The 12,824-nt window shown below is 60.2% G+C and carries 11 protein-coding genes; all 11 read left to right on the plus strand.

The window, feature by feature from the left end; genetic code table 11:
* Nucleotides 1-100 precede the first annotated feature (100 nt).
* A complete protein-coding gene (ilvD, locus tag ACI5FR_RS16325) occupies nt 101-1,822 on the plus strand; it encodes a dihydroxy-acid dehydratase (RefSeq protein ID WP_405456090.1) in 1,722 nt (573 codons plus the stop codon).
* A gap of 22 nt (nt 1,823-1,844) precedes the next feature.
* The gene (locus tag ACI5FR_RS16330; protein ID WP_405456092.1) at nt 1,845-2,609 is read left to right on the plus strand and encodes an SDR family NAD(P)-dependent oxidoreductase; all 765 of its coding nucleotides are present in this window, start codon (nt 1,845-1,847) and stop codon (nt 2,607-2,609) included.
* 156 nt (nt 2,610-2,765) lie between these two features.
* Entirely contained in the window at nt 2,766-5,105 is a 2,340-nt protein-coding gene (locus tag ACI5FR_RS16335; RefSeq protein WP_405456096.1) for a glycoside hydrolase family 95 protein, read from the plus strand.
* A 136-nt stretch (nt 5,106-5,241) separates the two neighbouring features.
* Nucleotides 5,242-6,063 carry a metallophosphoesterase family protein gene (locus ACI5FR_RS16340; RefSeq protein WP_405456098.1) on the plus strand — a complete coding sequence of 274 codons (822 nt, stop codon included), beginning with the start codon at nt 5,242-5,244 and terminating at the stop codon, nt 6,061-6,063.
* Nucleotides 6,064-6,247: 184 nt separating this feature from the next.
* On the plus strand, nt 6,248-7,156 hold the full coding sequence (locus tag ACI5FR_RS16345; RefSeq protein WP_405456100.1) for a hypothetical protein: 909 nt from the start codon (nt 6,248-6,250) through the stop codon (nt 7,154-7,156).
* A gap of 84 nt (nt 7,157-7,240) precedes the next feature.
* The gene (locus tag ACI5FR_RS16350) at nt 7,241-7,987 is read left to right on the plus strand and encodes an ABC transporter ATP-binding protein (protein ID WP_405456102.1); all 747 of its coding nucleotides are present in this window, start codon (nt 7,241-7,243) and stop codon (nt 7,985-7,987) included.
* The gene (locus tag ACI5FR_RS16355; protein ID WP_405456104.1) at nt 7,974-8,720 is read left to right on the plus strand and encodes an ABC transporter permease subunit; all 747 of its coding nucleotides are present in this window, start codon (nt 7,974-7,976) and stop codon (nt 8,718-8,720) included. Before ACI5FR_RS16350 ends, ACI5FR_RS16355 begins: the two co-directional genes overlap by 14 nt.
* Before the next feature lie 12 nt (nt 8,721-8,732).
* Nucleotides 8,733-10,217, plus strand: coding sequence for a sensor histidine kinase (locus ACI5FR_RS16360; protein ID WP_405456106.1), 1,485 nt, complete (start codon nt 8,733-8,735; stop codon nt 10,215-10,217).
* Entirely contained in the window at nt 10,214-10,909 is a 696-nt protein-coding gene (locus ACI5FR_RS16365; RefSeq protein WP_405456109.1) for a response regulator transcription factor, read from the plus strand. Before ACI5FR_RS16360 ends, ACI5FR_RS16365 begins: the two co-directional genes overlap by 4 nt.
* Before the next feature lie 115 nt (nt 10,910-11,024).
* Nucleotides 11,025-12,020, plus strand: a complete 996-nt coding sequence (locus ACI5FR_RS16370) for a glycoside hydrolase family 130 protein (RefSeq protein WP_405456111.1) — start codon at nt 11,025-11,027, stop codon at nt 12,018-12,020.
* A gap of 78 nt (nt 12,021-12,098) precedes the next feature.
* A partial coding sequence (locus tag ACI5FR_RS16375) for a hypothetical protein (RefSeq protein WP_405456113.1) occupies nt 12,099-12,824 on the plus strand: 726 nt, incomplete at its 3' end.

Consider the following 12,824-nt stretch of genomic DNA (forward strand, 5'->3'; position numbering starts at 1 on the left):
TTAAGATTGTAGACAATCGCGGAGATGTGTTTTATACTGACGGTGTTGACTTATGGCAATCATTGCGATTGTTACAATACCGGAGAGGACTGTACCGCCAATGGATAAGCTGCAAAGCCAAAAAGTAAGGAAAATGAGCTTCGAAGGCGACGCGCTGCGCATGTCGATGGACTGGACGGTGGCGGATCTCGACAAAGTACAGGTGCTCGTGGAGAGCACGAACGGCTCCAGCCATCCGAGCTCCTATCACCTTGGGGAGCTCGTGGCGGAGATGGAGAAGGGCGTGCTGCAGGCGGGGGGCAAGCCGGCGGTCTATACGACGACCGACATTTGCGACGGCATTGCCCAAGCCCATGCGGGCATGCACTATTCGCTCGCTTCGCGCGATTTCATCGCCTCGATGGTGGAGATCCACACGCTCGCGACTCCGTTCGATGCGATGGTGCTGAGCTCTGCCGGAGATAAGGCGGTACCGGCCCACCTGATGGCGATCGCCCGCCTCAATATACCGGCGCTGCACGTGCCGGGAGGTGCGATGGGCGCCGGACCGTGCCTCAAGTCGAACGAAGAGCTGTGGCACATGAGCGTGGAGGTGCAGGAGCAAAAGATGAAGAAGGAGCAGTTCCTCGCCTTCCAGCGCTCCTGCTGCCCGACCTGCGGCGCGTGCCAATATATGGGCACGGCCGCTACGATGCAGGTGATGGCGGAGGCGCTAGGTCTTGCGCTGCCGTGGTCGGCGCTCATCCCGGCGACGAACGCCGAGATCCGGCGCATGGCCCGTGCCGCCGGCCAGCAGGTGATGAAGCTGCGCGAGCTGGATTTGACGCCGTCGCGCATCTTGACGCGGGAAGCGTTCGAGAACGCGATCATGGTGCACTCCGCGATCGGCGGCTCACTTAACGCCGTCATGCACCTGATCGCGATCGCAGGGGAAGCGGGCATCTCGATCGACGCCGAACTGTTCGACCGGATCCACCGGGAGATCCCCGTGCTCGTCGATACGAAGACGGCGGGCAAATACCCGACGGAGCTGTTCTGGTACGCGGGCGGCGTGCCGATGGTCATGAAGGAGCTGAAGAGCGTCCTGCATCTCGATTGCATGACCGTGACCGGCCATACGGTGAGGGACAATCTCGAGCAGTTCGACAAGAGCGAGATGCCGAACTATGCCGAGATGTTCCTCGCCAATTACAAGCTGAACAAACGCGACGTCATCTATCCGTTCAACAAGCCGCTGAAGCAGGAAGGCTCGACCGCGCTTCTCACCGGCAATCTCGCTCCGCAGGGCGCGACGGTCAAGAAATCGGCGGTCGTCGAGGAGATGATGGTGCACGAAGGGCCCGCCCGCGTGTTCGACGACGAGCAGTCGGCGGTCGAAGCGCTCATCGGCGGCAAGCTCTCGCCCGGCGACGTCGTCGTCATCCGCTACCAAGGCCCGCGGGCCGTTGGGATGCCGGAGATGTTCTTCATGTCCGAGCTCATCGCTTCGGACCCGGTGTTGTCGAAGACGACGGCGCTCGTGACCGACGGCCGGTTCTCCGGAGCGACGCGCGGCCCGTGCATCGGCTACTTGTGCCCGGAGGCGCTGGACGGCGGCCCGATCGCCTTCGTCGAAGAGGGCGATACGGTGCGCATCGACATTCCGACGCGAAGGCTGGATGTCGTCGGCACAGGAGGCGAGGCGCGCTCGGAGGCGGAGATCGCCGCGATCTTGGCGGAGCGCCGGTCCCGCTGGTCTCCGCCGTCTATTCGGCACGCCGGCGCGCTCGGGCAGTATACGCGATTGGCAAAGCCGGCTCTGCTCGGCGGTTCGATGTCTTGAGAGGACGAGGAGGGGCGACGGGATGCGGTTAACCAATAAAGTAGCGCTCGTGACGGGCGGATCAACGGGAATCGGGCGAGAAGTATGTCTTGCATACGCGGCGGAAGGCGCCAAGGTAGCGATCAATTATATCGGAAGCCCGGACAAGGCGGCTGAAGTCGCTGCACGCATCGAAGCGGGCGGGGGCAAGGCGATGACGGTCTATGGGGATGTCAGCCGGGAGGATCAAGTGGAGGCAATGATTCGCGCCGTGAACGAGGCTTGGGGCGGCGTGGACATCCTCGTCAACAATGCGGGCATCTATCCGCGCAAGCCGTGGTTCGAGCTGACCGGCGACGAGTGGGACCACGTGCAGGCGGTGAACGCCAAATCGTGTTTCCTGACGAGCAAGGCGGTGTTCCCTTATATGAAAGAGCGTGGGTACGGGAAGATCGTTAATGTTACGTCCGTTACTTTCTTCCGCGGTCAAAAAGGGTTCGTCCATTATGTGGCGTCCAAAGGGGCCGTCATAGGCTTCACCCGCGCGCTCGCCCGCGAGGTCGGCGAATTCGGCATCACCGTCAACGCCATCTCCCCAGGAGCAGTCATGACCGAGCAGGAGCTGCTCGACATGCCGGACCTGGCGGAGCGGGAGGCGACGCGCGTGTACTTGGAGCGGGAGCAGTCGATCCCGCGCCGGCAGCTGCCGGCCGACATGGTCGGCGCGTTCCTGTACTTGGCGTCGCCCGAGAGCGACTTCATGACCGGGCAGACGCTCAACGTCGACGGCGGCTGGGTGATGCACTAGAGGACATTTCCTAACTGTGGAAGGGGCCCATAATCATAATCGTAAATGAACAACATTAAAACGTAAGTTTCCCACTTTCGCTATGGTGCCCGATCTCCTATAATGAGGTCGAATTCTTAGAATGCGCGAGCACTATAGGATAGGAGTGAGAGTGAAATGGGGAAATCGACGACTGCTGCGAATACGACGACTGCGAATATGAATAGATTGTTAGAAGAGCGTCCGGCGGGCACCTGGACGGAAGCGTTCCCGCTCGGCAACGGCCGGCTCGGCGGCATGGTATTCGGCGGCATCCAGACCGAGCGGTTGCAGCTGAATGAAGACTCGGTCTGGTACGGGGGACCGCGGGAGCGCGACAACCCGGCCGCGATCGAGCAGCTGGGCGCCATCCGCCGGCTGCTGCGGGAAGGCCGGGTGCAGGAGGCCGAGCGGCTCGCGCTCGTGTCGATGACGAACGCGCCCCACTACTTCGGTCCGTACCAGCCGCTCGGCGATCTGGTCCTGCGGTTCGACCACGCGGCGACGGCGACGGACTATCGCCGCGAGCTCGAGCTGGCCACCGGCGTGGCGACGGTGGAGTATGTGGCGGGCGGCGTGCGGTACCGCCGCGAGCTGTTCGCAAGCGCGGTCGACCACGCGCTCGTCGTGCGCTTGACCGCATCAGAGCCGGGCGCCCTCTCCTTCACGGCCCGGTTCAACCGGCGTCCGTTCGAAGGCGAGATCGAAGGAGTGGGCGGCCGTGTGCTGACGATGCGGGGGCAGTGCGGGCCGGACGGCGTCCGCTACGCGGCCGTGCTGCAGGCTGTCGTCGAGGGCGGCCGCTCGGAGACGATCGGCAACTTCATGTCCGTCACCGGGGCGAGCGCGGTGACGCTCGTCGTGGCGGCGCAGACGTCGTTCCGCTGCGAGGACCCGATGGCGGAAGCGGAGCGGCAGGCCGAAGCGGCCGCCGGACAGCCGTTCGAGCGGCTGAAGGCGGCGCACGAGCGCGATCACCGCGCCTTGTTCGACCGCGTCTCGCTGCAGCTCGCGCCGGCCGCCGATTCGGCCCAATCGGCAACGCAAGACAAGGAGCAGCCGCCCACCTCACAGCGGCTAAAGCAGTATCGCGAGTCGGACGAAGGCGATCCCGGGCTGGAAGCGCTGTTCTTCCAGTACGGGCGCTACTTGCTCATGGCGAGCTCGCGTCCGGGCAGTCTGCCCGCCAATCTGCAGGGCATCTGGAACGAAAGCTTCACCCCGCCGTGGGAGAGCGACTTCCATCTGAACATCAATCTACAGATGAACTATTGGATCGCCGAGGTCGGCAACTTGGCCGAGTGCCATGAGCCGCTGTTCGACTTCGTCGAGCGATTGGCGGCGAACGGGCGGAGCACCGCGCAGACGATGTACGGCGCGCGAGGCTTCGTCGCCCACCTCCTGTCGAACGTGTGGGCGGAGACCGGCTTGTTCGGAGCGGTCCCGACCTCGATCTTCTGGCCGATGGGCGGCGCCTGGACGGCGCTCCATCTGTGGGAGCATTACCGCTACAACCGGAACGAAGCGTTCCTGCGCGACCGGGCGTATCCCGTGCTTCGCGAGGCCGCGCTATTCTTCCTCGACTACTTGATCGAGGACGAGGACGGCAGGCTGATCACATCGCCGTCGCTCTCGCCGGAGAACAAGTACGTGTCGACGAGCGGCCAGATCAGCGTCATCTGCGCCGGCCCTTCCATGGATGCGCAAATCCTGTACGCGCTCTTCGGCGCTTGCATAGAGGCGGCCGAGCAGCTCAAGACGGACGAGCCGCTGCGGCTGGAGTGGGCGAGCGCGCGCAGCCGGCTGCCGCAGCCGCAAATCGGGCGGCACGGCCACATCATGGAGTGGGCGGTCGACTACGAAGAGGTCGATCCGGGCCACCGCCACATCTCGCATCTGTTCGCCCTGCACCCGGGCGAGCAGATCGCCTCGCACCGCATGCCGGAGCTGGGGCAGGCGGCACGGCGCACGCTGGAGCGGCGCCTGGCGCACGGGGGCGGCCACACCGGCTGGAGCCAGGCGTGGATCGCCAACTTCTGGGCGCGGCTCGGCGACGGCGCCCATGCGCACGCCAGCCTGCAGACGCTGCTGCGCAAGGCGGTGCATCCGAATCTGTTCGGCGATCATCCGCCGTTCCAGATCGACGCGAACTTCGGCGGCGCGGCCGCGATCGCGGAGATGCTCCTGCAGTCGCATCTCGAGGAGCTCCGCTTCCTGCCGGCGCTGCCGCCGGCATGGAGCGCGGGCGTCGTCCGGGGACTGCGCGCCCGCGGCGGGTTCACCGTCGACCTCGACTGGGCCGACGGCAAGCTGGCGCATGCCCGCCTGACCGCCGATGCGGGCGGACGGGCTTGCGCCGTATACAGCGAGGCGCCGCTGGACATCCGCGACGCCCGGGGCGAAGCGGTGCCGGCCGAGTACGGCGGCAACCGGTATACATTCTTCGTAGCGGACTCGGTCGTCATCCGCTTGCTCTAGAATCGGAAATCGGAATCCACAAGATCTTAACATAAGCTTGATACTCACTTAATACTAGCCCTTTATTCTAAGACCAATCCCTTAACTTGGCCGGGACGATGAAGAGTATAGGCTTGCTTGTCGAGGAGGCGCAAGGATGAGACTGATTTTACTTGGAGATTTTCATTATTCCCGCATGGAGCAAGGCACGTCAGACATGGTGGCAGCGCGGGACAACGCATATGCGAGCATGCTGGAACGGTTCCTGGCGGAAGAGGGCGAGTACCATATTTCTTTAGGCGATTTGACGCATGAAGGCTTGCCGGAAGAGCTCGGGCACATAACCGGACAGATCGGCGGCAGCGGACGCCGGTTCATTCATGTCCTGGGCAACCATGATACGTATTCGATTCCGAAGGCCGAAATTCTGGGCATAACGGGCGGACAGCGATATAGCCGTATCGAGACGGAGGAAGCGCTGCTCCTCTTTCTCGATACGACCAAGGAGATGGTCAAGGACGACTGGGGCGGGGAGATCGACGCCGAGCAGATCGAATGGCTGCAGAACGAGCTCGAGCAGGCTGGCGACAAGCCGGTACTCGTCTTCGCCCATCATCCGGTATACGATACAACACGGCGCTCGACGCTCGACAAGCTGTCGATTCACCCGGATTATCCGATCCAGGCGGTTCTGAACCGGAAGAAGGGACCGGGCTTCTACTTCTGCGGCCACAACCACGCGAATTCGATCGTCGCGAGAGACGGCTGGCATTATATCCAGACGGCCGCCTGCCTTGACGTGCCTGCGGTGCGCATCGTAGAGTTGGCGCAAGGTAAGTTCCGTACTGAGCTTCGGCACATGAACGACCCCAAGCTCGCGCAGCATATCGCCGGATTCAACACGCGGATGAAAGGCTTCGCCCCGGTCGCCGATGCACATGGCGAACTTTCGGACCACGAGCTGGAGATCCCGCTCTAGCCAATCCGCCTATTTGGCTTGGCATGAACCTAATAGTTCTTAAGCAGCCGTTCGGGCATTCCCGGACGGTTTTTTCTATTGAATAAAGCGATTTAAGAAAGTTTTAATCGATCGTTCACAAGGGGTTTATTTTTAGCGCCTAACATAAAGCGTGTAACACATCAACTCGTATAGGAGGCAGCGTATGAAGAAGAAATGGCTAGTATTAGGCAGCGCCATCGGCGTGAGCAGCGTCGTGATGATCGCGACCGGCTTCAGCGCCTTGGCCGGAAGTTCCGGCTACGAGGCGTACAAATCGGCGCTCAAAACGACAAAATCGGCGCAAAGCGCCACGGTCCAAGCGGCAGGTTCCCTCCGCGACAACGGGAACGTGCTCGTCCAGGCGAGCGGAAGCTTCAAGGTCGCCAAGGACGAGGCCGCCAGCGGCCAAGCGGAAGTCAGCGCGAACGGCACGCCGCAATCGATCCGATTCGCCAAGCAAGCGGAAGGCACCGTGGTGAAATCAAGCGCAAGCGACGTCTACTATGTCCACCCCGACAACCAGGATCATCCCTTCAAGCACAAAGGACATGACGGCGCCGACATGTCCCAGCAAGCCGAGACCGTCATCGACGCCTTGGTCGGGAACTTGAAGAACTATGTGACCGTCGATACGCAGAGCGACGGCTCGAAGGACATTGCGGTCCAATTGGATAACGCGCAAATCCCGGCCGTCATCAATGCGATTGCGCCGATCGCGATCAAGCATGCCGCACAGGCGGATCACCGAGCCATGCACCAGAATGATCAGGCGGACATTCCGTTCAATCACGACGCGCTGAAGGACGCCGCACCGCAGCTGTCGCAGGACATCAAGATCGAGAAGGTCGCCGTGAAGGCTCATATTAACGCGGACAATTACATCGAGCATCAGGAAGCCGACATTACGGTGTCGGGCAAGGACGATCAAGGCACAGCGCACCAAGTGACGCTGCACGTGCAAGCCGACCTGTCGAACTTCAACAAGACGACGCCGGATACGATCGATCTAGCCGGGCAACAGGTGCAAACGATCCAACAAGAACGCGAACGCGTCCGCAAATTCCAGCACTAGACAGAACAAGCAACAAAACCGGCCAACGGATGGGCCTACGCACCCTGGCTCATCCGTTGCCCATTCCGCATGGAGGGATAAGGCATGAACCATCCAATCTTGGCAACGCAGCAGCTATCGAAGGTGTATCGCAATCAGCGGGGGATCCGGGACATAAGCCTGGAGCTCTATGAGGGTGACGTATATGGATTGCTCGGACCGAACGGTGCGGGGAAAACGACGTTCCTCAAGCTGGTCACCGGCTTGATCCGGCCGGATCAAGGGACGGTCCGCCTATTCGGGGCCGACCTCGCCGAGGAATTCGAGCGCGGGATGCGCCATGTAGGCTGCATGATCGAATCCGCCGATTTCCATGATTTCCTTCACGGCTCCCAATATTTGCAGCTGGTGGCCCGGTTCCATCCTCACGTGACGGCTTCCCGTATTGAGGAAGTACTGGAGCTGGTAGGGCTGAGCCATGTGCGCCGCGAGCGGATCAAGCAGTATTCCACTGGGATGAAGATGAAGCTGGCGCTGGCCGCCGCCATCCTGCCGAGTCCGAGATTGGTCATTCTCGATGAACCGACGAACGGCCTCGATATCGAAGGGACGGTTATGTTCCGCCGGCTGATCGCGCGGCTCTCCGAAGAGCAGGGTACGACCTTCCTCATTTCCAGCCACATGATTCATGAGCTGGAGCAGCTGTGCAACCGGGTCGGCATCGTCGTCGAAGGCACATTGCGGAAGGAAGGGTACGTCGAGCAGCTGCTGCAGATGAACGAGTCGCTGGAACAATATTATATCGGCCAACTGCAGGCCGCGAGGGAGGGGCAGACCCGTGCAATCGTTTAGAGCCGGTTTCGTTAATGAAGTGTGGTTGATGGTATACCGCAAGAAAGGGGCGGCATTCATCCTAGTGTCGGCGCTGCTGCCCGTGCTGCTCGCCCTAGGCTTGAGCCGGCTTCAGCCCTACTTGGGTCTGATGGCGATCAGCGGCTCGTTCCCGGTTCAAATGCTCAGTCTCTACGCTGCCTTCTGGCTGCCGCTCTTCATCATCAGCACGACCGCGGACCTATTCCCGAACGAGGTCGCCTCGCGAACGCTGAAGCTCGCGTTTTTGCGTCCGAATACGCGGCTTCAAGTGTTCCTGAGCAAGGTCGCTGCACTCGGAGCGGGAATCGCGGCGCAGCTAGCCGTGCTGGGCATCGTGACGCTTCTCATTCAGGCCATCGCAGGATCTTCCATCCCCCTGTCGGAGTGGGTTAAGATCGGGCTGGCCTATGCCGCCGCTTTCCTTGCCATGCTCGCTTTATCGGCACTGTTCGTGTTCGTCTCCCAATGGTTTCGCAGTGCGGGCGGGTTCATCGTTTTCGCCATCTTTCTATATGTTGCCGCCAAAATCGCTCCCTTCTTCGTGGGCTCCGTCTCGGCATTTTCCCCTTTTTCTTACACCGGCTGGCACGTGTTGTGGCTGAGCGGCACCGTATCCGCAGGGAAGCTAGTGACGTCCGGCTTGTTCCTGCTTTCGTGCTGCGGCTTGTTCTTTTCACTCGGTTACTATATATTTGATCGAAAAGAAGGTTAGGGGCCGATCTCCATGTCCATACGCCTCAAGCTCCTGTTGTCCTATGCGGCCATGCTCGTCATCCCGGTCGTCCTGATGGTCGTCACCGCCATGCTGCTCTTATCCGCATTCCGGGGCGACTTCCAGATGATCCACGAGACACACTGGAAAGATGCGGACCGTCCATTTATCGAGAATCACAGTCGCGAGCGGTTGCTGAAGGAATTGAAGCGGAGCACCGAGAAGGACCCGGCTCTGCTGTCCGATACCGCGTACTTGACCGATCTGGATCAAGAGCTGCAGCAGGCTCAGTCGAACCTGATCGTGCGTAAAGGGGGAGCGATCCAATTCGTTTCACCTGCCCTGGAACAGGAACAGCTGCTGACAGAGCTGCCCGCCTACGAGCGTTCCGGGCATGCGGAGGAGGAAGAGCCGATCCGATCGGGCAATAAGATGTATCAGCTGCAGCATTACGAGTTTACGTATCCGGATCAGACGCCAGGCAGCGTCATCGTAGTGACCTCGCTCGATCCGTTCGCCCAGTTTGCGCGAAAATTTTTCCCGCTGCTGTTCGGGGCGCTCATCGTCATCTTAATCTTGACACACACAACGCTCACTTATTTCGTATCCAGAAGCATTATCAAACCACTGCACAAGCTGAAGCACGCCATGGCCCGACTGGAGGCCGGAGATCTGGATTATCAGGTCGAGGCGACGGGGAAGGATGAGATCGGACAGCTCAGCGTGGCGTTCGAGCGCATGCGCAAGCAGCTTCAGCTCTCCATCCAGACTCAGCTCCAGTACGAGGAGAACCGGAAAGAATTGATTTCGAACATTTCCCACGACTTACGGACCCCGCTGACGGCGATTCAAGGCTATGTCGACGGACTGGGGGACGGCATCGCGGATACGCCGGACAAACGGGCGCGCTACTTGTCGATCATCTCCTCCAAGACCCAGGAGATGGATCATCTGATCGACGAGCTGTTCCTGTATTCGAGGCTGGACTTGAAGAAGCTGCCGTTCAATTTCGAAATCGTCGAGATGAAGCCGTTCTTGACCGATTGGGCGGATGAATTGAACTTTGATCTGAGCAAACAAGGCGTCCACTTTTCATCGGAAATCACCTTGAGGCCCATTGCGAAAGCTTCGATCGATCGCGATCAATGCCGGCGGGTATTCTCCAACATCGTGGACAATTGCCTGAAATATATGAATCGACCCGAACGAATCGTCCGTCTTCGCGCATTTGAGTCGGAGGGATATGTCGTCGTCCGGATTGCGGACAACGGTCCGGGCATTGAGGAAGAGGCGCTGCCGCACATCTTCGAACGGTTCTATCGGGCCGAGCAATCGAGGAATAGCCACACGGGCGGCAGCGGCCTCGGCCTTGCGATCGCCAAGCAGATTATGGACGGGCACGGCGGATGGATCCGCGCGGACAGTACGAGAGGGGAAGGGACCACGATTACGGTCGGATTTCCACTAAATCTTGATAAAGCTGGTGATGCGGGATGAAGCGAATCTTGATCGTGGAAGACGAGACGGTTATTGCTGAATTGGAACGGGATTATTTGCAGGTCGACGGTTACGATGTGGACATCGCGGCGGACGGGACACAGGGGCTTGAGCTGGGCTTGACCGGCGACTACGACCTCATCATCCTCGACGTGATGCTCCCGGGGATTAGCGGCTTCGAGGTGTGCCGGAAAATTCGCGAGACCCGCCATATCCCGATCCTGATGGTGACGGCCAAAAAAGAAGACATCGATATGATTCGTGGGCTGGGGCTGGGGGCGGACGATTACATCACGAAGCCGTTCAAGCCGGTTGAGCTGGTGGCTCGGGTGAAAGCGCACTTGGCGCGATACGAGCGGCTGGTGGGGGCCAAAGAGTCCAAGCAATCGAAGGACGAGGTGCGCATCCGGGGCCTGTATATCGACTATACCGCCCGGCGCGTCTATTTGCACGACCAAGAGATCGTCTTGACGACGAAGGAGTTCGAGCTGCTCTACTTCCTCGCCTTGCATCCGAATCATGTCTTCAGCAAGGATCAGCTGTTCGAGCGCGTGTGGGGCATGGATGCGCTGGGCGATGCCCAAACCGTCACGGTCCACATCCGCAAGCTGCGAGAGAAAATCGAGACCGATACCGCGAATGCTCAATATATCGAGACCGTCTGGGGCGCCGGGTATCGGTTTCGATTGTAGGGTGCAGCACCGGCCAAAATCTAAAGATTTTATCCGTTTCTCAATTATTGCTAGCTGTCGACGATCCCGAAACCGATTACAATGAGGGAGACAAGGTATCGAGGAGGACGCATCCATGACTCTCATTGGCTCGCTGACATCCAGCCCGGTCGTCACCCGCTATACCGGCAATCCGGTGCTTACGGCGAACGACGTTCCTTATAAGCCGGCGCTCGTGTTCAACGCCGGTGTTGCGAAGTATGAAGGGCAATACGTCATGATGTTTCGCAACGACTACGGCGATGTGGAGAACGAGACGCTGCTGCCGCACAACACGACCAACATGGGGCTGGCCTTCAGCAAGGACGGCAGGCATTGGGACGTGCAGCCCCAGCCGGCCTTCGGCATCGAGGACGACGAGATCATCCGCACGTACGATCCGCGACTAACTGTGATGGACGGGCGCTGCTACCTCTGTTTCGCCGTCGACACCAAGCACGGCGTTCGCGGCGGGATTGCGGTGACCGACGATTTCTCGAGCTTCGAGGTGCTAAGCCTGTCGGCGCCGGACAACCGCAACATGGTGCTGTTCCCCGAGCGGATCGGCGGCAAGTACGTGCGGCTCGAGCGCCCGTTCCCGGTGTACGGCAAGGGTGGCCGGGACAGCTTCGACATCTGGATTTCCGACTCGCCGGATTTGAAATATTGGGGCAACACCGAACTGCTGCTCGGCCTGGAGAAGGTGCCGTTCGCGAACGACAAGCTTGGTCCGGCCGCTCCGCCGGTCAAGACGCCTTACGGCTGGCTCACGTTGTTCCATGCCGTCGACATCGATCCGGCCCGGGGCAAGAACGGGTGGGAGCCGTTCTGGCGGAAGCGCTACACGGCGGGCATCATGCTGCTCGACGCGGACAACCCGTACAAGATCGTAGGCATGTACCGGGAGCCGCTGCTTGCGCCGGAGGTTAGCTACGAGACGGAGGGCGGCTTCCGCAACGACGTGATTTTCCCGGGCGGCATGATCCTGGAGGACGACGGCGAAGTCAAGATCTATTATGGCGCGGCCGATACGGTAGAATGCTTGGCGACCGCCCATGTCGACGACCTGGTCCGGCTGTGTTTGACGAAGTAAATAGGCGGGAATAGGGAAGCTGCACAGGCGGCTTCTCTACTTTCGTTTCATATCGGAGATCGGAGGAATCCCGGCCCCATGAGGCATCCATCGCTCATCCGCTACATCAATCAGCATTTCAAAGTCAAGCTGATCCTGAGCCTCTCGATCATCATCATCGTGTGCTCCCTCGTCACCGGGTATGTGTCCTATCGGATCAACCTGAACTTGTTCGAAGGCGAGATCAGCAAGCAGTACTTGAAGACGAGCGAGCAGACGATGGAGCAGATCGGCTTCAAAATCCAGGACATCTACCGGATCACCGACTTCGTGTTTTTTCATCCGATGGTGGAGCAGTACGTGCAGAGCATGCACGCCGCGCCGGCGCAGGGCGAGAGCGAAGCGTACCGGAACTTCATGCTGGAGCGCGAGCTCACTTCCGTGCTGTTCCCGCTGAAATACGAGTCGCCGCAGATCCGAGGCCTCTATATTGTCGACCTGCAAGGCCAGAACGTCTATTTCAACCAATCCACGGCATCGATTCAGATTCAATTCCCCGAATTCTACGAGCAGCTCAAGCAGGAGATGAAGCCCGGCTCGGCGGAGATCGTCTGGCGGCGCATGGAGATTACGGACTCGTCGGAGCCTTCCAAAAAGAAGAGCAACCTGGTCGCGGCGCGCTGGCTCAAGTCCACCAAACAGCAGACGGTGTACGGCATGATGATCCTGATCCTCGACGAGACATTTTTCGGGGGTTCGCTCGATCCGCTGATGGCCGGGCGCACGACGGGGGCGTATATTTACGACCAGAACAACAAGCTGCTG

Source organism: Paenibacillus sp. HJGM_3, assembly GCF_045062745.1.
In the GTDB taxonomy this organism is placed as follows: Bacteria; Bacillota; Bacilli; order Paenibacillales; family NBRC-103111; genus Paenibacillus_AA.